The organism is Edaphosphingomonas fennica (genome assembly GCF_003034225.1).
GTDB classification, from domain to species: domain Bacteria; phylum Pseudomonadota; class Alphaproteobacteria; order Sphingomonadales; family Sphingomonadaceae; genus Sphingomonas_E; species Sphingomonas_E fennica.
On record NZ_PHHF01000063.1, the window covers coordinates 34,509 to 58,647 of the forward strand.

At 67.0% G+C, this 24,139-nt stretch carries 26 protein-coding genes; 12 read left to right on the forward strand and 14 right to left on the reverse strand.

Features of this window, described 5'->3' with window-relative positions; all coding sequences use genetic code 11:
* The first annotated feature begins 108 nt into the window (after positions 1 to 108).
* Positions 109 to 507, forward strand: coding sequence for a CAP domain-containing protein (locus CV103_RS22905; RefSeq protein ID WP_245896870.1), 399 nt, complete (start codon positions 109 to 111; stop codon positions 505 to 507).
* Positions 508 to 526: 19 nt separating this feature from the next.
* Here the strand turns inward: CV103_RS22905 and mmsB are convergent, their stop codons facing one another.
* From mmsB to CV103_RS14855, 6 genes are all read right to left on the reverse strand, one after another.
* Positions 527 to 1,420 carry a 3-hydroxyisobutyrate dehydrogenase gene (mmsB, locus tag CV103_RS14830; RefSeq protein WP_107395388.1) on the reverse strand — a complete coding sequence of 298 codons (894 nt, stop codon included), beginning with the start codon at positions 1,418 to 1,420 and terminating at the stop codon, positions 527 to 529.
* A 132-nt stretch (positions 1,421 to 1,552) separates the two neighbouring features.
* The gene (locus CV103_RS14835) at positions 1,553 to 2,329 is read right to left on the reverse strand and encodes an enoyl-CoA hydratase-related protein (RefSeq protein WP_015459260.1); all 777 of its coding nucleotides are present in this window, start codon (positions 2,327 to 2,329) and stop codon (positions 1,553 to 1,555) included.
* Positions 2,330 to 2,478: 149 nt separating this feature from the next.
* Complete coding sequence (locus tag CV103_RS14840) at positions 2,479 to 3,528, reverse strand: enoyl-CoA hydratase/isomerase family protein (RefSeq protein ID WP_107395389.1); 1,050 nt, start codon at positions 3,526 to 3,528, stop codon at positions 2,479 to 2,481.
* 73 nt (positions 3,529 to 3,601) lie between these two features.
* Positions 3,602 to 4,747, reverse strand: a complete 1,146-nt coding sequence (locus CV103_RS14845) for an acyl-CoA dehydrogenase family protein (protein WP_107395390.1) — start codon at positions 4,745 to 4,747, stop codon at positions 3,602 to 3,604.
* 43 nt (positions 4,748 to 4,790) lie between these two features.
* Positions 4,791 to 5,255, reverse strand: a complete 465-nt coding sequence (locus tag CV103_RS14850) for a hypothetical protein (protein WP_211314407.1) — start codon at positions 5,253 to 5,255, stop codon at positions 4,791 to 4,793.
* 4 nt (positions 5,256 to 5,259) lie between these two features.
* The gene (locus tag CV103_RS14855; RefSeq protein WP_015459256.1) at positions 5,260 to 6,756 is read right to left on the reverse strand and encodes a CoA-acylating methylmalonate-semialdehyde dehydrogenase; all 1,497 of its coding nucleotides are present in this window, start codon (positions 6,754 to 6,756) and stop codon (positions 5,260 to 5,262) included.
* Between the two features lie 124 nt (positions 6,757 to 6,880).
* Between CV103_RS14855 and CV103_RS14860 the strand changes: the two genes are divergently transcribed.
* Both CV103_RS14860 and CV103_RS14865 read left to right on the forward strand, forming a co-directional pair.
* On the forward strand, positions 6,881 to 7,753 hold the full coding sequence (locus CV103_RS14860) for a LysR family transcriptional regulator (protein ID WP_070932269.1): 873 nt from the start codon (positions 6,881 to 6,883) through the stop codon (positions 7,751 to 7,753).
* Between the two features lie 303 nt (positions 7,754 to 8,056).
* Positions 8,057 to 8,356, forward strand: coding sequence for a hypothetical protein (locus tag CV103_RS14865; RefSeq protein ID WP_015459254.1), 300 nt, complete (start codon positions 8,057 to 8,059; stop codon positions 8,354 to 8,356).
* A gap of 507 nt (positions 8,357 to 8,863) precedes the next feature.
* Here CV103_RS14865 and CV103_RS14870 read toward each other — a convergent pair.
* From CV103_RS14870 to CV103_RS14885, 4 genes are all read right to left on the reverse strand, one after another.
* Positions 8,864 to 9,346: a DUF2147 domain-containing protein gene (locus CV103_RS14870; protein WP_107395391.1), complete on the reverse strand. Its 483-nt coding sequence runs from the start codon at positions 9,344 to 9,346 to the stop codon at positions 8,864 to 8,866.
* A 130-nt stretch (positions 9,347 to 9,476) separates the two neighbouring features.
* Complete coding sequence (locus tag CV103_RS14875) at positions 9,477 to 10,511, reverse strand: FecR family protein (RefSeq protein WP_015459252.1); 1,035 nt, start codon at positions 10,509 to 10,511, stop codon at positions 9,477 to 9,479.
* Entirely contained in the window at positions 10,511 to 11,032 is a 522-nt protein-coding gene (locus CV103_RS14880) for an RNA polymerase sigma factor (protein ID WP_015459251.1), read from the reverse strand. The genes CV103_RS14875 and CV103_RS14880 overlap by 1 nt, the downstream gene beginning before the upstream one ends.
* A gap of 197 nt (positions 11,033 to 11,229) precedes the next feature.
* On the reverse strand, positions 11,230 to 12,165 hold the full coding sequence (locus CV103_RS14885; RefSeq protein WP_107395392.1) for a LysR family transcriptional regulator: 936 nt from the start codon (positions 12,163 to 12,165) through the stop codon (positions 11,230 to 11,232).
* Between the two features lie 103 nt (positions 12,166 to 12,268).
* Between CV103_RS14885 and CV103_RS14890 the strand changes: the two genes are divergently transcribed.
* Entirely contained in the window at positions 12,269 to 13,699 is a 1,431-nt protein-coding gene (locus CV103_RS14890) for an aldehyde dehydrogenase family protein (RefSeq protein ID WP_107395393.1), read from the forward strand.
* Positions 13,700 to 13,751: 52 nt separating this feature from the next.
* On the opposite strand, the gene kdsA is transcribed toward CV103_RS14890, so the two are convergent.
* Entirely contained in the window at positions 13,752 to 14,606 is an 855-nt protein-coding gene (gene kdsA / locus CV103_RS14895; RefSeq protein WP_107395394.1) for a 3-deoxy-8-phosphooctulonate synthase, read from the reverse strand.
* A 471-nt stretch (positions 14,607 to 15,077) separates the two neighbouring features.
* Between kdsA and CV103_RS14900 the strand changes: the two genes are divergently transcribed.
* Entirely contained in the window at positions 15,078 to 15,548 is a 471-nt protein-coding gene (locus CV103_RS14900) for a Ros/MucR family transcriptional regulator (RefSeq protein ID WP_015459247.1), read from the forward strand.
* A 54-nt stretch (positions 15,549 to 15,602) separates the two neighbouring features.
* On the opposite strand, the gene CV103_RS14905 is transcribed toward CV103_RS14900, so the two are convergent.
* Positions 15,603 to 17,066 carry a CYTH and CHAD domain-containing protein gene (locus CV103_RS14905; RefSeq protein WP_107395395.1) on the reverse strand — a complete coding sequence of 488 codons (1,464 nt, stop codon included), beginning with the start codon at positions 17,064 to 17,066 and terminating at the stop codon, positions 15,603 to 15,605.
* A 215-nt stretch (positions 17,067 to 17,281) separates the two neighbouring features.
* Here CV103_RS14905 and CV103_RS14910 point away from each other — a divergent pair, with 215 nt between their 5' ends.
* Both CV103_RS14910 and CV103_RS14915 read left to right on the forward strand, forming a co-directional pair.
* Positions 17,282 to 17,749, forward strand: coding sequence for a Ros/MucR family transcriptional regulator (locus CV103_RS14910; protein WP_070932256.1), 468 nt, complete (start codon positions 17,282 to 17,284; stop codon positions 17,747 to 17,749).
* Between the two features lie 188 nt (positions 17,750 to 17,937).
* The gene (locus CV103_RS14915; RefSeq protein WP_107395403.1) at positions 17,938 to 18,930 is read left to right on the forward strand and encodes a L,D-transpeptidase family protein; all 993 of its coding nucleotides are present in this window, start codon (positions 17,938 to 17,940) and stop codon (positions 18,928 to 18,930) included.
* A 6-nt stretch (positions 18,931 to 18,936) separates the two neighbouring features.
* Here CV103_RS14915 and CV103_RS14920 read toward each other — a convergent pair whose 3' ends face one another.
* Positions 18,937 to 19,629, reverse strand: coding sequence for a murein L,D-transpeptidase catalytic domain family protein (locus tag CV103_RS14920; protein ID WP_107395396.1), 693 nt, complete (start codon positions 19,627 to 19,629; stop codon positions 18,937 to 18,939).
* Between the two features lie 119 nt (positions 19,630 to 19,748).
* Here CV103_RS14920 and CV103_RS14925 point away from each other — a divergent pair, with 119 nt between their 5' ends.
* The 5 genes from CV103_RS14925 (at position 19,749) to CV103_RS14945 (ending at position 23,614) form a co-directional block, all read left to right on the forward strand.
* Positions 19,749 to 20,324: a hypothetical protein gene (locus CV103_RS14925; RefSeq protein WP_107395397.1), complete on the forward strand. Its 576-nt coding sequence runs from the start codon at positions 19,749 to 19,751 to the stop codon at positions 20,322 to 20,324.
* Positions 20,325 to 20,391: 67 nt separating this feature from the next.
* A complete protein-coding gene (locus CV103_RS14930) occupies positions 20,392 to 20,727 on the forward strand; it encodes an ArsR/SmtB family transcription factor (protein WP_107395398.1) in 336 nt (111 codons plus the stop codon).
* Between the two features lie 2 nt (positions 20,728 to 20,729).
* Positions 20,730 to 21,221, forward strand: coding sequence for an SRPBCC family protein (locus CV103_RS14935; protein WP_041864910.1), 492 nt, complete (start codon positions 20,730 to 20,732; stop codon positions 21,219 to 21,221).
* Between the two features lie 234 nt (positions 21,222 to 21,455).
* Positions 21,456 to 22,829: an ATP-grasp domain-containing protein gene (locus CV103_RS14940; RefSeq protein ID WP_015459239.1), complete on the forward strand. Its 1,374-nt coding sequence runs from the start codon at positions 21,456 to 21,458 to the stop codon at positions 22,827 to 22,829.
* Entirely contained in the window at positions 22,826 to 23,614 is a 789-nt protein-coding gene (locus CV103_RS14945) for a sulfite exporter TauE/SafE family protein (protein WP_015459238.1), read from the forward strand. The genes CV103_RS14940 and CV103_RS14945 overlap by 4 nt, the downstream gene beginning before the upstream one ends.
* A gap of 33 nt (positions 23,615 to 23,647) precedes the next feature.
* Here CV103_RS14945 and CV103_RS14950 read toward each other — a convergent pair.
* The coding region (locus CV103_RS14950) for a YciI family protein (protein WP_245896871.1) at positions 23,648 to 24,139 on the reverse strand (492 nt) is incomplete at its 5' end.

Here is a 24,139-nt window from a genome sequence, read left to right on the forward strand (position 1 = left end):
GGCGGCCGCCGGCATGCTTGCGCCGTCGGGCGAGGAAGCGCGCATCGCGGATTTCCTCAACGATTATCGCACGGCGCACGGGCTGCCGCCCATCCCCTATTCGCCCGCGTGGCGCACGCCCATGCCCGCGATCTCGAGGATCATAATCCCGATTCCGGCACGGACGGGGATGGGCGGCGCTGCACCCTGCACAGCTGGTCCGCCGCATCGGGCGCGACGCCGGTCTGCTACACGGCGGACCATGCCCGCGCCCAGCTGATGTGGAGCAAGCCGCGCGAGATCACGCGCGGGGCCTATGGCGGCCAGGGATTCGAAATCGCGGCGCGATATAGCGAGGGGATCGACGCCGACATCGCTTTCGACCTGTGGCGCGGCAGCGCCGCCCACAATGCGGTGATCCTGGAACAGGGGCGCTGGGCCGGAACCGGCTGGCGGGCGATGGGGGTCGCGCTGGACGGGCGCTATGCCGTGGTGTGGTTCGGCAAGGTGCCCGATCCGGCGCGCTAGCCGGCGATCGCGACCGCCCTCATTCGCGGCCGTCGGCTCCGGCCAGCATCCGGATGATGCCGGAGAAATCGAGCACGCCGTTCCCGGCATTGACGAAGGCCTGGTAGAGCGCGCCGGCGGCCGCACCCATCGGCACGGCGGCGTCGACGCCCTGCGCCGCCTCGACCGCGAGCTTCAGATCCTTGAGCATCAGCGCGGAGGCGAAGCCGCCCTGATAGCCGTTGTCCGCCGGCGTCTGCGGGCCGACGCCGGGCAGCGGGCAATAGCTGGTCATCGACCAGCTCTGCCCCGAGGCCTTGGACGAGATGTCGAAAAAGGTCTGCGGATCGAGGCCCAGCTTCTGCGCCATCACGAACGCTTCGCAGGTCGCGACCATGGTGGCGCCCAGCAGCATGTTGTTGCAGATCTTGGCGGCCTGGCCGGAACCGAGCGGGCCGGCATGGATCACCGCCTTGCCCATCCTTTCCAGGATCGGCTGGGCGCGGCCGAAATGCTCCGCCGATCCGCCGACCATGAAGGTAAGCGTGCCGCCATTGGCCGCCGCGATGCCGCCCGAGACGGGCGCATCGACCATGGCGAGCCCCTTGGCCTGCGCGGCCGCGCCCACGGCGCGGGCCGAGGCGACATCGATGGTGGAGCAATCCAGCAGCAGCGCGGTGCCGGGCACGGCGCCGAACACCTCACCTTCATAGACGGCGCGGACATGCTTGCCGGCGGGCAGCATCGTCACCACGAATTCCGCATCGGTTACGGCCTCCGCCGCCGACGCCGCCGGCAGGCAGCCGGCGGCCTTCGCCCGATCCAGCGCATCCTGCGACAGATCGAAGGCGCGGACATCATGCCCCGCCTTGGCCAGGTTGGCGGCCATGCCGCCGCCCATATTGCCGAGCCCGATGAAACCGATGCGTGCCATGTGTCTCTCCGTAATTCCCCCTCTCTTTCAAGGAAGGGGGTTAGGGGGTGGGATGAGCCCGGGGAGGGCGCGCGATTGTTTCGTAACCGGCATCACCCGCCCCCCGGCCCCTCCCTTGAAAGGGAAAGGAGGTTATTTGCCCGTCCAGTTGCCGGGGCGCTTTTCGACGAAGGCGGTCATGCCTTCGGCCTTGTCCTCCGTGGCGCAGAGGCCGTTGAACAGGCGGCGTTCGAACAGGATGCCCTGGGCAAGCCCGGTTTCGAAGGCGGCGTTCACCATTTCCTTGTTGGCGATGGCGGCCAGCGGCGGCATCGCCGCGATCTGCGCGGCCGTCTTCAGCGCTTCGTCGACGAGATCGGCGGCCGGCACCACCCGGGCGACCAGGCTGGCGCGTTCGGCCTCGGCCGCGTCCATCATCCGGCCGGTGAGGCACATTTCCATCGCCTTGGCCTTGCCCACCGCGCGGGTGAGCCGCTGCGACCCACCCATGCCGGGCGCCACGCCGAGCTTGATTTCGGGCTGGCCGAACCTGGCCGTATCGGCGGCCAGGATGAAATCGGCCATCATCGCCAGCTCGCACCCGCCGCCCAGCGCGAAGCCCGCGACCGCCGCGATCCACGGCTTGCGCGTGGCCGTGACCCGTTCGAAGCCGGCGAAGAAATTCTCCGCATACATGGCGGCAAAGCCCTTGGGCTGCATTTCCTTGATGTCGGCGCCGGCGGCGAACGCCTTTTCATTGCCGGTGAGGACGGCGCAGCGCTGGCCCGGATCGGCATCGAAGGCGGCGAAGGCGGCGATGAGATCGGCCAGCACCTGGGTGTTGAGCGCGTTGAGCGCCTGCGGCCGGTTGAGCCGGATCAGCGTGACGGCGCCATGGTTTTCCACCAGCAGCGTTTCATAGGTGGCCATTTCATTCGTTCCTTTCGTCATCCTGTGGTGCGGCGTCCAACCGGCTTTCATGGGTCATCCTGACGAAAGCCAGGCCCCGTTGCCGCCACGCATGAATTCCCGGCGCGGCATCGATGGATGCTGAAACGGGTTCAGCATGGCGGGAAAGCCTATAGCGGCACCGGCGTCCATTCCTGATCCCCCGGCAGCGGCGCGAAGATCTGGTCGATCACATGATCGCTCACCCCTTCGGGTGTCGCCGGATCCCATCTGGGCGCATTATCCTTGTCGATGATCAGCGCGCGCACGCCTTCGATGAAATCGTGGCGCTGGCAGATGTGGGAGGCGACGCGATATTCGACGCGCATCTCGTCCGCGAAATCCGCATGGTCGCGCCCCTGCGCCAGCAGCCGCAGCGATACCTTGCAGGTGGTGGGCGATTTGGTGGCGAGCGTCGCCAGCTCCTTCTCCGCCCATTCCGATCCGTCCGCCTGGAGCGCGGCGATCACGCCTTCCAGCGTCTCGGGCGCGAACAGGCGATCGATCCGCTCGCGATTGCCGGCGATGCGCGCGGGCGGCGGCGGCACCGCGAAGCCCGCCAGGATCTGATCCACCTCGCCCGGATCGGCGGCGATCGCGGCCTTCAGCGCATCCAGCCCGTCGCTCGGCACATAATGGGTGGCAAGGCCCAGCGCGACGCATTCCGCCCCGTCGATCCGCGCGCCGGTCAGGGCCAGGAACTGGCCGGTGCGACCCGGCAGGCGCGAAAGATACCAGCCGCCGCCGACATCCGGGAACAGGCCGATGCCGCTTTCGGGCATGGCATAGACGGTGCGTTCGGTGGCGATGCGATAGGCCGCCGGCTGCGAGATGCCGACGCCGCCGCCCATGGTGATGCCGTCCATGAAGGCGATCACCGGCTTGGCATAGGTGAAGAGCAGGTGGTTGAGGCGATATTCGCGGAAGAAGAAATCGCGCGCGCCGACGCCATCGGTGGCGCCGCTTTCCGCGATCATGCGGATATCGCCGCCGGCGCAGAAGCCGCGCCCTTCGGCATGGTCGATCATCACCATGCGGATCGCGGGATCGGCGCGCCAGGCGAGCAGCCGTTCGATCATCGCATCGCACATCGCCGTGTTCAGCGCGTGGATCGCCTTGGGCCGATTGAGCCGGATGCGCCCGACCGCGCCTTCGACCGCGAAAATCACCTCGTCCGTCATAGCTGTCCTTCGATACGGGCCTTCGACTGGGCTCAGTCCCTACCCAGGATGAGCGGGGAGAAGAAGCGAGGGATCACTGCCGCATCATCTCCCGCGCGATGATGACGCGCATGATCTCGTTCGTGCCTTCCAGGATGCGGTGGACGCGCAGGTCACGATAGAAACGCTCGATCGGATAATCCTGCAGATAGCCGTAGCCGCCATGGAGCTGGAGCGCGCGATCGACCACGGCCGAACCGGTATCGGTGGCCAGCCGCTTCGCCATGGCGGCGAACTTGGTGCGATCATGCGCGCCCGCCGTGACCTTCGCCGCCGCCGTGTAGAGCAGCATGCGGGCGGCCTGAAGCTCCGTCTCCATATCCGCCAGCACGAACTGGGTGTTCTGGAAATCGAGGATGCGCTGGCCGAACTGGCGGCGTTCGGCCGTGTAGCGCAGCGCCTCGTCCAGGCAGCGCTGCGCGCCGCCCAGCGAACAGGCGCCGATGTTGAGGCGGCCGCCGTCGAGGCCCGCCATCGCGATCTTGAAGCCTTCGCCTTCCTTGCCGAGCAGATTTTCCACCGGCACGCGCACGCCATCGAAATTGACCTGCGCGGTCGGCTGCGATCGCCAGCCGAGCTTCTTTTCCTGCGCGCCGAAGGAAACGCCGGGCATGTCCTTTTCGATCACCAGGCAGGAAATGCCCTTCGGCCCGTCCTCCCCGGTGCGGACCATGGTGACGTAGAGATCGTTCTCGCCGCCGCCGGAGATGAAGGCCTTGGCCCCCGTCACCACATAATGATCGCCGTCGCGCACCGCCTTGGTCTTGAGCGCGGCGGCATCCGAGCCCGAGCCCGGCTCCGTCAGGCAGTAGCTCGCGATCTTCTCGCACGGCACGAGGTCGGCCAGATATTTCGCCTTCACCGCATCGCCGCCGAAGCGATCGATCATCCACGCGGCCATGTTGTGGATCGAGATGAAGGCCGAGGTGGAAGGGCAGCCATAGGCCATCGCCTCCATGATCAGCGCCGATTCCATCCGGCCGAGGCCGATGCCCCCGGATTCCTCCGAAACATAGATGGCGCCGAAGCCGAGCTCGGCCGCCGCCTTCACGACATCGCGGGGGAAATGATGATCCTCATCCCACCGCGCGGCAAAAGGCGTGATCGCATCGGCGGTGAATTTCCGCGCCATTTCCTGGATGGCGCGCTGGTCGTCGGTAAGATCGAACTGATTGGTCATCTTTTCTCGCTCATCCTATCTGGACCAAAATCACAAGACCGCATCATTCCCAGGCAAAGGTCGTGCGCAGATCACATGCCGCAGGTTCCTCGCCCTCCTCAAAAAGATCCACACGGCCGATCGCGCTGCGTTGAGCTGCCGTCAAAGGTCCAGGGGAAGAAAAATAGGCCGCGCCATGCGCCCTGTTCCACAGGGCAATAACATATCGGCCCTGTATGCGCCGCTCGGCAAAAACAACATGCCCGTGGCTCGAAGCTTTCGGCACGCTGCGCCCCTTGGGACGCGAGGCCCAGCCGATCCCGAAGACCTCGAGTTTTCCGAAGTCTCCCTCCCATTGAAACCGCCCGCCATGAACACCGCCATCCAGCGTGACCACATGTTCACCCGGAAGCAGATCAATAATGGGGGAATAGCCGCAAAACCGCCCCGGGCCGGCCAGTTCGCTCGCATCGGCGCCGGCACCCCAAAGGAGGCCGAGCAAACCCAATGTGAGCGAACGGGCCTTCACCCCATCACCCCATGGTGGGAATGACGAAGGCGTTGCCGCCGTCGGCCGAACCGTCCGGCCAGCGGGCGGTGACGGTCTTGATCTTGGTCCAGAACTTCACGCCTTCCATGCCGTGCTGGTTGGTATCGCCGAAGGCGGAGCGCTTCCAGCCGCCGAAGGTGTGATAGGCGACCGGCACCGGGATCGGCACGTTGATGCCGACCATGCCGACGTTCACGCGGGCCGCGAATTCGCGCGCGGCGTGGCCGTTGCGGGTGAAGATGGCGACGCCGTTGCCATATTGGTGCTTCGACGGCAGCGACACCGCTTCCTCGAAATCCTTCGCGCGGACGATCTGGAGGACGGGGCCGAAAATCTCCTCCTGATAGGTGCGCATGCCCGTCTTCACATGATCGAACAGCGTCGGCCCGACGAAGAAGCCGTTTTCATGGCCCTGGAGGGTGAAGCCGCGGCCGTCGACCACCAGCTCCGCGCCCTCGTCCACGCCCATCTGGATATAGTTTTCGATGCGCGCCTTGTGCTGGGCGGTGACGACGGGGCCGTAATGCGCCTCCGCATCGGTCGACACGCCGACGCGGAGCGCCGCGATCGCCGGGATCAGCTTTTCGCGCAGGCGGTTGGCGGTATCCTCGCCCACCGGCACCACCACCGGCAGCGCCATGCAGCGTTCGCCGGCCGATCCGAAGGCCGCGCCCGAAAGATCGTTCACCACCTGATCCAGATCGGCGTCCGGCATGACGATGCCGTGATTCTTGGCGCCGCCCATCGCCTGCACGCGCTTGCCCGCCGCGACGCCGCGCTGGTAGACATAATGCGCGATATCCGACGAGCCGACGAAGCTGACGGCCGCGATATCGGGATGGTCGAGGATCGCGTCCACCATCTCCTTGTCGCCCTGCACCACGTTCAGGATGCCGTCGGGCAGGCCCGCTTCCTTGAACAGCTCCGCCAGGCGGACGGGGACGGAGGGATCGCGTTCCGACGGCTTCAGGATGAAGGCGTTGCCCACCGCGATCGCCACGCCCGCCATCCACAGCGGAATCATGCCGGGGAAGTTGAACGGCGTGATGCCGGCGCCGATGCCGAGCGGCTGGCGCATCGAATAGACGTCGATGCCGGGGCCGGCGCCCTGGGTATATTCGCCCTTCAGCACGTGCGGGATGCCGCAGCAGAATTCGATCACCTCCAGCCCGCGCTGGATATCGCCCTTGGCATCGGCGATCACCTTGCCATGTTCGGACGAGAGCAGGTGGGCGAGTTCCTCCATATTCTGCTCGACCAGTTCCTTGAACCGGAACATCACCCGCGCGCGGCGCTGCGGATTGGTGGCGGCCCAGGCCGGCTGCGCGGCCTTGGCGGCATCCACCGCCTTCTGCAGCTCCGCAGCGCCGCCCAGCGCGACGCGCGCCTGCACCTGGCCCGAATTGGGATCGAAGATGTCGCTCTGCCGGTTGCCGCCGGCGGCCGCGGCGCCTGCGATGAAATTCTCGACGATGCGCATGATCGGCATTCCTCTCTAATCTGTCCCCGCCTCCCTTCACCATCGGGGAATTGCACGCAAGGGCGCATGCGTGCAGGGATGGCCTGCATTTTTGCAGGATCAACCGGCGGGGACGAGGCAGGCGATGTTCGACTGGGACGATCTGCGCATCTTCCTGGCGGTGGCGCGCGCGCGGAAGATCGCGCCGGCCGCCCGCATGCTGGGGATCGACGCCACCACCATCGGCCGCAGGATGAGCCGGCTCGCCGCCAGCCTCGGCGCGCCGCTGTTCGAGACGATCGGCGGCGAGCGGCGGCTGACCCCGCGCGGCGAGGCGCTGTTCGCCCATGCCGAGACGATCGAGAGCGCGGCGCTGGCGGCGATGGGCGAGGTGGCCGGCGACGCGCGCAGCCTGTCCGGCCAGGTGCGCCTCAGCGTGGCGGAGGGCTTTGCGAGCTGGGTGCTGGCGCCCGCGCTGCCCGCCTTCCACGCCGCCAACCCCGATATCCGCATCGACCTCGTCACCGCATCGGGCTTCCTCAACCCCTCCAAGCGGGAGGCGGACATGGCGGTGATGCTGGCGCGGCCGCGCACCGGGCGGCTCGTCGCCGCCAAGCTGGGCGACTATGCGCTCGGCCTTTATGCGGCGCGCGCCTATCTGGCGGATCATGCGGCCCCGCGCCGGGTGGAGGATCTCCACGCCCACAGCCTGATCGGCTATGTGCCCGAATTCATCTACGCGCCCGAGCTCGATTATCTGGGCGAGATCGGCGGCGGGCTGGAGGCGCGCCTCCGATCGACCAGCATCAACGTGCAGCACAGGATGGTGGCGGCCGGCGGCGGCATCGGCGTGCTGCCCGCCTTCATCGCCGATCGCGATCCCGCGCTCGCACCCGTCCTGCCGGCCACCACCATCCGCCGCAGCTTCTGGCTGGTGACGCACAGCGACGTCCGCCGGCTGGCCCGGATCGCGGCGGTGGCGGCGTGGCTGAAGGCGTGCGTGGCGGGATTGCGGTAAAGCGCGAAACGGGCCGCCCCGGACGTTTGCAACCGGGCCATGCGCCGGGAAAAACGGCCGGAAGGCGCGATCGCCGCTGTGGGTTCGGAAATGCCGTGCGTCTTAGCTGGATGACGTGCCTTGCGTGGAAGGCGCCGCGGCAGATGGCGTCGCGGCGGCCGGGCGATGGGGGATCAGGCCGGGGCCGCAACCTGAATCCACCTATCGCCCGACCTTCCGGCAAGGCATGTTCGCGCGGCGGGCACGGTCGGGCCTTCGGACGGCAAGGCCCGCCACAAGACACGATCGAGAGGAAATACCGACATGGCGAATGCTGACGGACAGTGGGATTGCGTGACCAAGACGCCGATGGGCGAGCAGAAGTCCGTCTTCACCATCGTGACGAACGGCGACACCTTCACCGGCTCCAATGACGGCCCGACCGGCAAGGTCGACGTGATCGACGGCAAGATCGAGAACGGCGTGCTGACCTGGAAGATGAAGCTGAAGATGCCGCCGATGACCATGGATGCCACCGCCACCGTCGACGGCGACACGCTGAACGGATCGGTCAAGGTCGGCCCGCTGGGCACGATGACAATGATCGGCCAGCGCCGCGCCTGAGGCCGGCCGGCGAACCGATATCCAGATACGAACCGGGGCGGCCTCCGTGCGGACGGAGCCGCCCCGATGCTTTTGGGGCGGCCCGGCCGGATCGCCTTTTATTCTGCGCTATCTCCCAGAGATCATCGCGCGACAGGCTTCGAAACCTGAAGGCCTTGCGCCGATCTTCTTTGGATGCCCCCGGATCGATTTCGCGCCGACTGAATTTTTGCGCCGCGCGCCGCGCCTAGCATATTGCTCGATGCCGATCCGCCCTGCGTGGAGGCTCAGCTTGCATCAGCGCCGGTGGGGAAGCCGGCAACGCGCCGTTCCATGGAAAAGCAGCCTGCCCGGCTGCCCCCCCCTTCGTCATTCCCGCGTAGGCGGGAATCCATTGTGTCGGGCGCCATCGACTCAAGAGAGCCCACCATAGCCATAGGTTCCCGCTTACGCGGGAATGACAAAGCGAGAGAGGTGACGAAAAACCCTTCTCCCCGATGCCCCGGTCATAAGGCAGGCCCACGCGGCCTAACGAATCCGCAGCATGATTTCGGACTGGCAGAAGAAAGCAACGCAACCCTTTACCTCAAGCGTGTCGGCGTCCTTCAGCGTCAGGAAGCCGTTGCTCGTGCCCCAGCCGCTTTCGGGGTCGTAGAGCGATCCGCCCGCATATCGGGTGGGACCGCCGGTGAAGCCGTCGAATATGCGCAGACCCTTCACCGGGCGGGTGCGCAGCGCCTTTTCGCCATTCTTCACGTCCCGCAGGTCGGGATTGGCGCGGAGCGTGGGGCCGTCGAGGATGCGGCCGCAAACCGCCGGGCCGCAATTGTAAAGCTCGATGGTGCCGCCGCGATCCTGCGAGCGCCAGAGGCCGAGCACCGAGGCGGCGGGCGCGGCCGCCACGGCCGCCGCCGGCCCGAGCGCCGCCAGCGCGGCGATGGCGACGGCCACAAGCGCGCGCGAACGGCAGGAGATATGCGGATGGGATCGCAGCGATGGATGACGGTTCATGGCATTCCCCACTCTCTGTTATTGGATCAGTTGTTCGCGCGGCGGGCCGGCGGCGAAGCGCAATGCTCGGCCGATCGCCTTGCCGGACGGGAATTGAGACGGCGGATCGAGGCCGGAACGGCCCGCGCGGTCAGCCGCCGCGACGGAGCAGCAGCATGCCGGGCTGGCGATCGATGTGGACGGGGTGCAGCGCCGCCACGCCTTCCAGAAACGCCTCGGTATCGCCGGCGTTGAAGGTGCCGACGATGCGATAATTGGCGATGGCGGAATCGGCGATCACCAGCTTTTCCTTGGCGCTGCGGTTGATGCGCTCGACCGCGAGCGCCAGCGGCTCGCCTTCGAAGCTGAGCTGCCCATTCTCCCAATCGAGCGAGCGGGCGACATCCGTCTTGGCGACGCGCACCTGCGTGCCTTCGGTCGAGGCGACGAGTTCCTTGCCGGGCACGAGCGCGGCGTCGGCATCGGCGCTGGCGGTCCGGGTGAGCAGGCTGGTTTCGCGGCCGCGATCGGCCTGCGCCATCACCTCCACCTTGCCTTCGTAGAGGACCACCCGCATCTGGCGCGGCAGCAACTCCACGCTGAACGAGGTGCCGGTGGCGACGGTGAGCCGGTTGCGCGCCAGCACGCTCAGCGGGCGCAGCGGATCGTGCGCGACATCGAACTTGGCGCGGCCGTTGACCAAGGTGAGGCGCCGGCGATCGGCGTCCATCCGCACCTCGACGCGGGTCGCCCCGTCCATGGTGAGCCGGGTGCCGTCCTCCAGCGTGGCGATGCGGCGTTCGCCGATCCCGGTTTCATAGACCTGGACGGGATGGCCGAAGATCTGGATGCCGAGCACGAATATCATCGCGAAGCAGGCCGCAAGAGCCGCGACCCACGGCCGGCGCGGCGCCGGCCCGCGCGACCAGCGGCGCTCGTTGGTCCGGCGCAGGCTTTCCACCGCCTCCGCCCGATGGGCGATCATTTCCGGCGCGTCCTTCACCCAATCCACGCCCTGCCACAGCACCACGACCTCCTCGAAGGCGGCGGCATTGGCGGGATCGGCGGCAATCCAGGCATCGAAGGCATCCTGCGACGCCTGATCGAGCGGCGAGGCCGCCAGCCGGACGCACCAGAAGGCGGCTTCCTCGGCCCGCTCGAAGGCGGCCTCTTCATCCGCCGGCATCATTGCTGCTCCCTCCGGGCCTGCAGCGTCAGATGGGCGAGCGCGCGCGTCACATGCTTTTCCACCGCGCTGGGCGAGATGGAGAAGCTTTCGGCGATCATGCGCTTGTCGATATTCTCTACGCGATACAAAACGAAAATCGTCCTTGTCCTTTCGGGCAGCTCGGCGAGCCCGGCGGCGAGCCGCGACAGCGCGTTGCGCGCCGTCGCCAGCTTTTCGGGATCGAGCCATTCGATCCCCTGCCCGTAGAGCGTGTCGAGCACGTCCTGATGATCGGTTCGGACCTTCTGCCGCCGCGCGCGATCGCGCAGCAGATTGGCTGCGATCCTGAAGATGTAACCCGAATGGAAGCCGCTTTCGGCCGCGGAGGCATTGAACACGCGGGCGAAGGTTTCCTGCGTCAGGTCCTCCGCCTCGGCATGATCATGCACCCGCTTCATGAAATAGGACATCAACGCCGGCCGCCAGCGCCGGTAATGTTGTGTCAGCTCGGCTTCCTGCTCGGGTAACAGGGGACGCATCCTTTCGAAAAATGCGCTTCTTCGTCGAGTAATACGCGCAGCCTTTCAAATCCCACAGCGATTTGCAAATCGCCGGCGACGAAATCGACACGCTTCCGACATGATCGGCAGGGGCCGGATATTATGCCGGCCGGCCCGAAGATTTGCCGATTGGGACGACGCCCGCGATCAAGCCATCGAAAGCCGGGACTAAGCAGCTAGGAAATCGGGATTTCCCCGTTGAACGAAACGCCGGCTGCATTTCTTTCCCGGATGAGGCCGATCAGCGCGCGCAAGCCCGCCGGCACATGGCGGCGGCCGGGATAATATAGGCAGAGGCCGGGATAAGGCGGGCTGCAATCCTCCAGCACCGGCACCAGCCGCCCCGCCGCGATATGGCCGGCGACCGACCATTGGCTGAGATAGGCCAGCCCCACGCCCGCCAGCGCCGCTTCCAGCATCAGCGTCATCTCATCCAGCACCAGCCGGCCGGGAACATCCATGGCGATCGCCTGCCCGCGACATTCGAACTCCCACCGCCAGATGCTGCCGCTGGCCATGCGCGCGCGGATGCATTCGTGGCCGAGCAGGTCATCGGGCACCTGCGGGCGCGGGCGATCGCGGAAATAGGAAGGCGTGCCCACCACCAGCATCCGCTGATCGCCGCCGATCGGCACCGCGATCATGTCGTTTGGAACCGCCTCGGCAAGGCGGATGCCGGCATCGAAACCCTGGCCGACGATATCGACGAGCTTGCCTTCGGTGACGATCACCACGTTCATTTCGGGATAGCGGCGGAGATATTCGAGGACGATCGGTTCCAGGATCATCCGCGCCGCCCCAGCCGATGTGTTGATCCGAAGCGTGCCGGTCGGGGTTTCGCGATGGCTGTTCACCGCCTCGACCGCCTGGCCGATCTCCCCCAGCGCGGGCGCGATGCGCGCGATGAACTGATCGCCGGCATCGGTGGGCGAGACGCTGCGCGTGGTGCGGTTGAACAGGCGCACGCCGAGCCGCGCCTCCAGCGCCGCCACGGCATGGCTGAGCGCCGATGTCGACATGCCGAGTTCCGCCGCCGCCGCCCGGAAGCTGCCGAGCCGCGCGACGGCCACGACCGCCTCATATTCCGCAAGACCGCTTCGCGTGCGCGCCATTATCCCGATTTCCGCATCACCACATGCCGGTTTGTCCGGCTAATCCAATCAATCCTACGCCCTAGATGCGGTTCATCAAATCCCAATCCGAAAGGACCGCCCCATGGAGACCATCGACCAGATCTATATCGACCAGATCTATATCGACGGCGCCTATGTGACGCCGCACGGCACCGAATTGTTCGATCTCCACAATCCGGCCACGGGCGATGTGATCGGCCGCGTGCGGCTGGGCGACGAGACGGACGCGCGCGCTGCGATCGCCGCCGCCAAACGCGCGTTCCCGGCCTTCTCGCAGACGAGCAAGGCGGATCGCATCGCCATGCTGCGCCGGATGCACGATGCGGTCACGGCGCGGGCCGACGCGCTTACCGAAGCCGTGATCCTGGAATATGGTGCCCCGGCCAGCCGCGCTCGCTGGATGGCGGAATATGCCGCCAGCGTCCTGGCCGATGCCGCCCGCACGCTGGAGGATTATGATTTCACCCGCCGGATCGGATCGGCCACGGTGACGATGGAGCCGCTGGGCGTGGTGGGCATCATCACGCCCTGGAACAGCAATGCCGGCTTCATCTGCAGCAAGCTCGCCATGGTGGTGGCGTCGGGTTCCACCTGCGTCATCAAGCCGAGCGAGATGAGCGCCATGCAGACGCGGATCGTGCTGGAGGCGCTGCACGAAGCCGGCCTGCCCGCCGGGGTCTTCAACATCGTCAACGGGCGCGGCGACACGGTGGGCGCGGAATTCAGCACCCATCCCGATATCGCCAAGGTGAGCTTCACCGGATCGACCGCCACCGGCCGCGCGATCCTGAAGGCGGCTTCCGACACCTTCAAGCGGGTGACGCTGGAACTGGGCGGCAAATCGCCGATGCTGATCCTGGACGATGCCGATTTCGCCGAGGCCGTGCCGTTCGCTTTGCAGGCGGGTTACATGAACAGCGGACAGGCGTGCATCGCCGGCACGCGCATCCTGGTGCCCGAGGCGCGGCTGGCGGAATTCGAGGCGGCGATCGCGGCGGGCGTGGCGACGATCAAATCCGGCGATCCGCGCGATCCCGCGACCGCCATCGGCCCGATGGTGAGCGAGAAGCAATGGCAGCGCGTGCAATCCTATATCCGGCGCGGGATCGAGGAAGGGGCGACGCTGCTGGCGGGTGGCGAAGGGCGCCCCGAGGGCGAGACGGGCGGCTGGTTCGTCCGCCCGACGATCTTCACCGCCGTTCGCAACGACATGGTCATCGCCCGCGACGAGATATTCGGCCCGGTCCTGTCGATCATCGCCTACGGGAGCGAGGAGGAGGCGATCGCCATCGCCAACGACACCAGCTACGGCCTGCATGCCTATGTCGCGTCGGCCGATCCCGCCCGCGCGCGCAAGGTGGCGGGCCGGCTGGTGGCGGGCCGGGTGATCATCAACGGCGCGCCGATGGAGCCGCTCGCCCCCTTCGGCGGGTTCAAGCATTCGGGGATCGGCCGCGAGAACGGCGTGTTCGGGCTGGAGGCCTATCTGGAACCCAAGGCGGTGATGGGCTGACGTCCATCGCGGCGGGCGGGCGCGACAGGCGGCGCACCCACCCCGCGGGGGACTATGCCCGCGCGCCTTCCCCCAGGCCGCCCTTGGCCAGCCTGTCGAACGCGCGGAGCGTTTCGAGCAGCGCCGGCATTTCGCCGAGCGGCACCATATTGGGCCCGTCGCTGGGGGCGCTGTCCGGGTCCTGATGGGTTTCGATGAAGACGGCGGCGACGCCGATCGCCACCGCCGCGCGCGCCAGCGCCGGCACATATTCGCGCTGGCCGCCCGATCGATCCCCCTGCCCGCCCGGCTGCTGCACCGAATGGGTGGCATCGAACATCACCGGATAGCCGGTTGCCGCCATGATCGGCAGCGCGCGCATGTCGCTGACCAGGGTGTTGTAGCCGAAGCTCGCGCCGCGTTCGCACAGCATGATCCGGTCGTTACCGGCGGCCGCGATCTTCGCGGCGACATTCTTCATGTCCCAGGGCGCCAGGAACTGGCCCTTCTTCACATTCACCACCCGGCCGGTGCGGGCGGCCGCGACGAGAAGATCGGTCTGGCGGCAGAGGAAGGCCGGGATCTGGAGCACGTCCACCACCTCCGCCACGGGGGCGCATTGCGCGGGCTCGTGGACGTCGGTGAGCACGGGACAGCCGAAGCGCTCGCGAACCTCGGCGAAGACCGCCAGCGCCTTTTCCAGGCCGATGCCGCGCGGGGCGGCGATCGAGGTGCGGTTGCCCTTGTCGAACGAGGATTTGTAGATGAAGCCGATGCCGAGCCGGGCGCACAGCGTGCTCAACGCATCGGCCATCTCCAGCGCATGATCGCGGCTTTCCATGGCGCAGGGGCCGGCGACCAGCACGAACGGCTTGTCATTGGCGATCTCGACGGTTCCGACGGACAGGCTTTTCAACGAACGCTCCATGAACAGGTGGCCGCGACCATAAGGATTCGCCCGCGCTTGGCCAGAGCCCGCCAGACATCGCTTTCCGGTCCGGCCCCGTCCCGCCCCCAGCGGAACATCGTTGCTGCGCCGTCATCAGTGATAATGCGGCCGGCCATCCTCAATCATGATCTCGATCGCGCATGCGTATCGGCAAAGTGTTGCGCATGCGTATTCGGGGAATGGGCATCGCAGGAACGTAACAAAACGAAAGCATAGGCAGTCCCGATGCACGCAAGGCGCGAACTCCTCCGGCAAGATACGCAATTTCTTGCAAACAGGACGGAAACAAGCGCGGTCGACATGTGGCTGGACTGCAACGACCCGCTTTAGCTTGCCTCCTTAATAAAAATTCATGCCGATGAACATGGAATCATGTGGATTCATGGTGTAGGGGAACCGCAGCCGACGAATTTTTCCAAAGCAAACAATCATCGGCCCCGGGAGCATAGAATGACTACGGACCTGCAGAGGACCCTTATCGAAATTACGGCCGATATCGTTTCGGCGCATGTATCCAATAATGTCGTGAGCAACGGCGACGTGCCGCAACTGATCCAGTCGGTGCACGATGCTCTTGCCAAATTGGCATCGCCGGACGCATCGGCCACCGAAGAATCTTCTGGAGATAAGCCGGTTGGAGCGGTCGGCGTCCGCAAATCCACGGCAAATCCTGATTTTATCCTCAGCATGATCGACGGCAAGCCGTATAAGAGCCTGAAGCGCCACATCGGTCGTCATGGCTATACGCCGGAAAGCTATCGCGAAACCTTCGGCCTCCCCGCCAACTATCCGCTGGTGGCGCCGGCCTATAGCGAGCATCGCCGCGCCGTCGCCAAGCAGTTCGGGCTGGGCCGCAAGAAGGCCGAGCCGGCAGAAGCCCCGGCCAAGCGGACGCGCAGGACGGCCAAGGCCGGCGCCTGACGGTATCGAGGCGGGCGGGCGGCAGGCAGGGACCGGCCGCCCGTTCCGTCCCCGCTATCGCCAGAAGGGGCGGATGGCGAGCAACGCCAGGCGGGCATCCTCGGCATCGCCGATGGCCGATCGCAGCGCGGGCTCGCCCGTCCCGGCGGGGCGCGGCAGGCCGAGATCGGCGATCAGCCCCGGTTCGGTGACGATATCGTTGAGCACGCCCAGCCGATCCGACAGCGTGGCCAGCGCGCGCAGGAAATCGCGCCGGGCCTTATGCGGGCCTTCGAACAGCGGCGCGAACATGTCGCTCGCATAGCGCAGCTTCTTCACGGCGATCCGCACCTTGTGCCGGCCGGCATCGTCGAGCGCGTCCAGCGGGCCGGCCCGCTTGATCCGCCGCCGGAAGCGGCGAAGGCCGTGGCGGATGACGGCGCGGGCGTCCGCCTGATCGGACGGCGCATCCGAAAGCGGCCGGCACCAGGCCCCGATCGAAATCCATTCGGCGAGATCCAGCAGCAGCGCGCGGCTTCGCGCGCCGGCCAATGCGCCGATCGCCGCGACATAGGCCGCCTCGCGCTGCTCCAGCACGGATCGGCGGAGCATGTCGTCGCCATGGCGCGCGATCAGCACGTCGATCGCGCGGGCGCGGGCCATGGCGCCGGCCAGCCACCTCAACTCCCCGTCGAGATGCGCGGGCAGATGATCCGCCAGCATCGGCCGGAACAGGGCGATGGTGGAACGCAGCCGGCGGAGCGCGACCCGCGCCTGATGCAGCGCCCCGGCATGCCAGTCCGCCATCACCAGCGGTTCGTTGAGGCGGAACTGCCGCAGGCATGCGCCGGCCGCCGCGCCGAATGCCTGCGCGGCGGTCGCGTCGTCGGCAAGCGCCAGCGGCTCCGCCTTGGCCGGCCCGGCATCCCGACCCGCGATCAGGCGATAGCCGCGCTCGGCCTTGCTGGACACGCCTACGCGGACCGGGGCGATGCCGTCCAGCAGCCGCGCGAGATCGAACAGCGCGGCGGGCGATCCCGATTTCAGCTCCAGCTCCACCTCATCGAATGCGCGGCTGACGCCCGCCACCGAAATCTCGCCGCTATCCAGCGACGCCTCGATCCGGGCATCGCCATGGATGACGTCATGGAGCCGCCGGACGACCCGGATTTCGAACAAAGGCGCGAGCCTCGCATCCAGGCCCGGCAGCAGCGCGCGGACGGGTGGCTCATCCAGCGCGGCCTCCTCGCCCCCGGCCAGCGGCCACGACCATTCGCCACGGGCGAACAGGCCCGCGGCCGACCCACCGGGCAGCTTCAGCGTCTGGAGGGGGACGCCCTCGCCATGGCGGATGCGCAGCGACGCGCCGGCCGCGCCGAGATCGCGATCCGGCGTATCATAATAGATCGCATGGAGATGCTGCTCGCGCGAGGCCGGGTCCCGGAGCATGGGCAAGGCGAGGAACGACGCCATCGCCGCCGCATCGACATCCAGCTTCAGCTCCACCTCTTCCTGGCCGGCCATGAGGCGATGCTCCATCCATGGTTCCGCCCGCGACACGCCGGCGAACCGATCGGCAATCGATCATCCGGGCATGGAACACGAACGGAACATCATCATTCCATACCGACAAATCGAGCAATATATCGATCAAGACGACGAAAAATCATAGTCTACAAGAGATTCACAGTGTAGAATTCGTTGGATATCGATCAATGCGATCGAATCTCGGCAGCATCTACACCGGAGTGTGAATGATGGACGACCGGAACACAGCGCTCATCGAACTCACCGCCGATATCGTCTCGGCGCATCTGGCGAACAACAATGTTGCCGCGAACGACGTGCCGATCCTGATCCGCTCCGTCCACGATGCCCTTGCCAAGGCGGCCGGCGGCGGCGCGCAAACCTCCGCGAGCGGCGCGGGCAAGCCCGCGCCGGCGGTGGGAATACGCAAATCGCTGTCCGATCCCGAATATATCGTCAGCATGATCGACGGAAAATCCTACAAGAGCCTGAAGCGGCACATCACCCGCCACGGCTATACGCCCGAAAGCTATCGCGAGGCCTTCGGATTGCCGGCCAGCTATCCCATGGTGGCGCCGGCCTATAGCGAACGCCGCCGCGCCGTCGCCAAGGAACTGGGCCTCGGCCGCAAGAAGGGCGAACGCCCCGCCCCCCGGCCGGCCGCCGCCAAGCGCCCGCGCAAGCAGGCCCCCTGATCCGCGCGGATTGATCCACGTGGGCTGATCCGCGCGCGATCGCCTTATCATCCCCGTCCACAAGCGGCCTCACCCGCCGCCTGCCTTGGTGCATGTCCACAGGTCCGCATCGTGCAATTCCCGGATTGGGAAAAGCGGTGGCGCGCGATATGCCTGATGGCATCGGACGGACGGCAGAGGGAATGGGGATGCGTTTGAGGCTGGCTTTGTTCGCGGCGGTGGCCGTCGCTTTTCCGGGCATCGCCCACGCACAGGGCGCGCAGGCCAGCTCGCCGCCCGAATTCGCCCGCCGGATCGATCAGCTGAAGCCCGGACAATGGGTGTGGGCGCCGCAGGTGGCGCCGAACGGCCCGGTGCTGATCTATGTCGATCTCTCCCGGCAGATCGCGCTGGTCTATCGCAACGGCGTCCGCATCGCCGCGACCACGGTTTCCACCGGCAAGGCCGGCCACGCGACGCCGACCGGCGTGTTCACGATCCTGCAGAAGGATGCCAAGCACCGGTCCAGCAAATATAATAATGCGCCGATGCCCTACCAGCAGCGGCTGACATGGGACGGCGTGGCGCTGCATGCCGGCGGCCTGCCGGGCTATCCCGAAAGCCATGGCTGCGTGCACCTGCCCTATGGCTTCGCGCGCGAGCTGTTCGCGCTCACCGACCTCGGCGTCACCGTGGTGGTGCAGGGCGATGCGCAAAACCATGTCCGCACCAGCGAGAACAGCCTGCTAGCGCCCTTCAACGACAAGGGCCAGCCGGTCGAGCACCAGGCGCTGGCGGAGGGCGAGGAATATCGCTGGACCCCGGAGCTGGCCGGCGCCGGCCCGCTTTCCATCATCATCTCCAAGAGCGACCAGCGCGTCGTGGTGATCCGCAACGGCACCGAGATCGGCCGCAGCGTCGCCCGGATCGACGACAGCGATCCCGGTTCCCACGTCATCACCCTGATCGAGCAGGCCGGCCGGCCGCAATGGGTCTATGTCGGCCTGCCCGGCCATGACGAGGATGCCGGCCATGTGCTGGACGAGGCGACGATCAACCGCGTCCACATGCCGCGCCCCTTCTACGAGGCGGTGAAGGCGCAGCTGAAGCCGGGATCGACAATCCTCGTCACCAACTCCGCAGTGGGCGCCAAACCGCTCGAGCGGCTGACGATCATGGACGCCGTCATACCCCGGCCCTGACCGGTATCAGGCGAGCTTGGCCGCGTAGATCATCCGGCCTTCGCCGAGATGGTCGAACAGCTGCTGGATCCGGCTGTCGCCGACCGCGAAGCAGCCCTGGCTCCGCCCCAGCTTGCCGTGGCCGCGGATCATGTCCGGCTCGGCATACCAGGCGCCATGCACCACGATGGCGCGGGCCAGCGCATTGCTGTTGGTGGGATCGAGCCCGGTCAGCCGCTGGGAGCGGCCATGCTTGCCGACATAATAATCGCCGGTCAGGAAGGCGCCCTCGCACGAGGCGTTGGACCCCGGCTGGTTGGAGAAGCGCTCCACCCAGCCGCAATGATCGGGATCGGAACCGGAACCGTGCGAAACCAGCAGCGGCAGGTTCCGCCCACCGGCGAGATCGACGAGGTGGAAGCGCGGCTGCGACGAGGCGGCGGCGAAATCGACGATCGCCATCCGGTCCCGCTTCACCGCCGGGCCATGCCGCTCCAGCGCGGCCAGCGCGGCGGCGAACAAGGCCGGCCGGATGCCATCGGGTGCCCTTGCGGACGGGGTGGACGGCGCGGCGGGCGCATCGGCCCGCGCGATCGGCCGGGCCGGCACCGGGGCCGGGGCGTTGGGTTCCGCGGATAGCTTGTCCGCCAGGGGGCCGAGGAGAGTCGAGCCGGCGATGGCACCGCCTGCCAGCAGGATGTTTCTGCGACTATAATTCATAGGGTGCGTCGGATACCTTCGGTCGGCAAGCAAAGTCTTGATCGGAATTGGCCGTGAATCGCATTGTCCTGCGGCCGGGCAGCCATAGCCGGAGATCCATGGCCCATGGGAGCGCCCCTGTGAAACATCCGTCCGTCTCACGCATGTCCAGCGCCGCTTATCGCGATGCCGTCGCCCAGATCATCCGGCGGGTGCAGAAGGATCATGAGCTGAACGACGGGCAGCTCGCGACGCGGCTGGCCTGTTCGGCCAGCACGATCCGCAACGCGCGGACGGGCGCGACGAATCTCGATGCCGCGATCCTGATAAACATCGAACGGCAGTTCGGCCCCGGCGCGATCGATCCCTATCTGGCGCTGGCCAACGCGCGCGCCATCCCGATCGAGCCGCCCGCGCTGGATGCGCCCCCGACGCTGGCCATCGTCGAGGCGCTTCATCGCCTGATCGAAACCCAGACGCCCGACAGCGACGGCGGGGGCAGCACGACCCCGCGCGAGCTGCTCGCCATCCTGAAGGAATTGCGCGGCGCCCGCAGCGCCTTCGACGCGCTGATCCTGATCGCCGATCCGCCGCCGGCGAGCGGCGAGAAAGGCTTCCGGCACAAGAATCCCAAGCGCCTTGCCGTCGTCCGCACCGAGGGCGACGACGTGGCCCATGCCCGCATCTTCGAAAGCCGCGCCGGCCTGGGGCAATAAGCGCGGTCCGGCATAAGCGGCCGCACCCGGATTGACGATATATGCACCATCATGCATATACATGCTCATGCAACTAGACACGTTCCAGGCCTTAGCCGATCCGACGCGCCGGCGCGTCATCGATGCGCTGGGCCGGGGCGAGCGGCAGGTCAACGACCTCGTCGAGGAGGTGGGCATCCACCAGTCGGGCGTGTCCCGGCACCTGCGCATCCTCCACGAAGCCGGGTTCGTGGCGATGCGGCCGGACGGGCAGCGGCGGCTCTATTCGCTGAAGCAGGCGCCGTTCCGCGAACTGGAGGACTGGCTCGCCCGGTATCGCGGGCTGTGGGAGGCGCGGCTCGACCGTTTCGGCGCCGCGCTGGAAGCCGGGCAAGGCCGCCGGGAAACGCTGGAGGAACGCTGAGCATGCGCGAGAGGATGAAGGCGAGCATCGTCGTCGAGCGCACCTACAAGGCGCCGATCGAGGAATTGTGGGCTCTGTGGACGACGAAGGAGGGCTTCGCTTCCTGGTGGGGGCCGCAGGGTTTCCGCGCCGACGTCCACATGCTCGATGGGCGGCCGGGCGGCGCGCTGCATTACGACATGGCCGCGGATACGCCCGAGATGGTCGCGGCGATGCGGGAAATGGGCGAATCCCCGTCGCACGAGACGCGCGGCACCTTCACCGAGTTCAAGCCGCACGAGCGCCTCGTCCTCACCCACATCATCGATTTCCTGCCGGGCGTGGAGCCCTATGAAAACGAGATCGTCGTGCAATTCTTCCCCGTCGCGGACGGCCAGGTGCGGATGGTGGTGACGCTGTCGGCCATGCACGATCCCGAATTCACCAGGATGCAGCAGGAAGGCTTCGCCAGCCAGCTTTCGAAGCTGGACCAGCGCTACGGCTGGCGGGGATAAGGCGGTCCGGTGGCAGGCGGACGATCCGCCGATCCTTACGGATCCGCGTGATTCCCGCTGTTTGGGGCCGTGGATTTTCCCGAAGTTCGGGTAGAGTCCGGCCCATGGACGATTCGGCCTGAACGAAGCGCGACGCCCGCCTCACCTGTCGGGCGTCGATGCCTCCGGCCCCCTTCCCGCACGATAGCCTGCGGGCCGGGATCGGGCGCCGCGCGGGAAAAGGAGCGTAGGATCTTGCGAGGCTGGATTCTGTTTCATCGCGAGCTTGATCCGGCGCTTCCGGAAGTGCCCGAGATATTCCGCTTCCAGGAAGCCGCCGCCGCGATGGGAATCGATCTCGACGTGCTCAATCCGCACAGCTTCGACCTCATCGTCGGCGCCGACGACGGCTGGTCCGTCAAATATCAGGACCGGATGATGGAGCGGCCCGACTTCATCATCTGTCGCACGGGCGCCGAAACCGATTATTTCACGCTGGCGCTGCTGCGGCACTTCGAACGGCGCGGCGTGCGGCTGATCAACGGCCCGACCACCATCGAGCTGGTTTCCGACAAGCTCCACACGCTCCAGCAGCTGATCCGGGCGGGCCTGCCGATTCCCAGGACGATCCTGGGCAAGTTTCCGATGGATGCCGCTTTGGTCGAACGCGAGCTGGGCTTTCCCCTGATCGTCAAGACGCTGAAGGGCACCCGGGGCGCCGGCGTGCTCAAATGCGAGAATCGCAGCCAGTTCGAGGATCTGGCCGGCCTGCTGGAAAGCGCGGAGGCGCAGGCGGACTTCATCCTCCAGCATTATGTGCGGGCCAGCCATGGCCGCGACGTGCGCATCCTGGTGGTCGGCGGGCGCGTCGTCGCCGCCATGGAGCGGCGATCGCTGACCGGCGGCTTCAAGTCCAACGTCTCGCTGGGCGGCGTCGGCGTCGCCTATAATCCGCCGCCCGAAATGGCCGAGCTTGCCGTGCAGGCGGCCGACGCGCTGGAGCTGGACGTCACCGGCATCGACATCCTGTTCGACGAGGACGGCTATCGGATCTGCGAGGCCAATTCCGCGCCCGGCTTCCAGGGCCTGGAGCGCGCCAGCGGGTTCGACGTGCCCACCGCCATCCTCGAATGGATCGTGGCGACCCAGGATGCGCCCCGGCAGGCGCCCGTCCCGGCCGAAAGCACGGCGCTGGCCGAACTGGTTTTCGGCGGGCGATCGGGGCTGCGGGCGATCAGCGACCGCAACGCCAGCTATCGGGGCTTCGCCCGCGCGGTCGGCCTGCGCATGATCGCCGCCGGCCTCGGATCGATCGTGCACGCCCTCCTGCCCGGGCCGCTGATCGACAGGAAGGGCCGCATCAGCCTCGGCCTGCAGACCCTGTTCGAAGGGCGGGTCCGAACCAATCTGTCCAGCCTCGACGATGCGGAGCAGGAGCGCACCTTGCTGGTGGTGCTCGGCGTGGCGATCTGGGCCGCGATCCTGCCCTGGCTCGCCGGTGCGGAGGCGATGCTGAGCGGCTTCCTCTCCGTGCTGGCGCTGGCCTTTCCGCTGCTGTTCCTGCTCACCGCGCCCGCCGGTCGCGTCGGCAAGTCGGTTTCCTCGCTCCTGAAAACCGACGCCCCATGATCGATCTGGCATCGATCCCCTGGGCCGATCTCGCCCCGTTCATCCTGATCGGGTTTCTCGCGCAACTGGTGGACAGCGCGCTGGGCATGGCCTTTGGCGTGATCTCGAATTCGCTGCTGCTGTTGCTCGGCCTTCCGCCCATGGCGGCCTCCGCGGCCACCCATACGGTCGAGGGGCTGGCAAGCGGCACGTCCGGCGCGGCCCACGCGCTCCAGCGCAATGTCGATTGGCCGCTCTTCGCGCGGCTTGTGCTGCCTGGCATCGTCGGCGGCCTGATCGGCGTCTGGGTGCTCACCTTCGTCCACACCGACATCGCAAGGCCGGTGGTGCTGGTCTATCTGGCCGCGATCGGCGCCTATCTCATCTGGCGGGCGCCGCGGCGGCCGCAGGCCTACAGGCGGATGCGGCTGGTCGGCCCGCTCGGCTTCATCGGGGGGTTTCTCGACGCTTCGGGCGGGGGCTGGGGGCCGATCGTGACGGGCAACCTCCTTGCCCAGGGCATGACGCCGCGCATGGCGGTCGGCACCGTGAACGCCGCCGAATTCTTCGTGACGGTCACCGTCCTTTCCGCCTTCATCGGAACGCTCGGCCTTTCATCCTTTACCCAGGCGGCATCGGGCCTGCTGATCGGCGGGATCGCCGCGGCGCCCGCCGGCGCGTGGCTCACCAAACGGATATCGCCGAAGCTCCTGATGCAGCTCGTCGGGATCGTCCTGATCGGGATCAGCCTGTGGGGCTTCATTTCCCTGATGTTCGATCCCGTTCCCGTATTTCAGCGCTTCTGATCCGCGCCTGCGGCGGCGCCCGATCCATTCTCTCTAGCTCGCCGGATCGTACATGAATTCGCGCAGTTCCTGCGGGCAACGGCAGGCGACCGCGATCCGCCTTGCCCATTTCACGGCATCCTCGCGCGTCGGCAACTCCAGCACCGTGAATCCACCCTTGAGACGGCTGCCCGGATAAATCTCCCTGGACACCGACCCGTCGCCAGAGACCAACAGGGGATCGACCTGCTCATCGATTCCGCCGCCAAACACATAGACCCCGGCCGCCTTCGCTTCCTCGATCACCGCATGAGCATCGGCCGCGACAATCGGGAACTCTTCGTCCGTGAGCACCATGGCCTCGCTCGGAAAGGAGATGAGGTACTTCGTCATGCCTTGACGATGCCCCGCAGATCCAAGGGGCTCAATGAGGGTGGCTTTGAGACACCGAGGGGCGGCAAGTGGTAACCACCATGTGATGGCGGCGGCGAGGTGGATGCTGCCGAGGAAGACATCGGCGCGGCGGTCATATCGGGTAGCGATGCG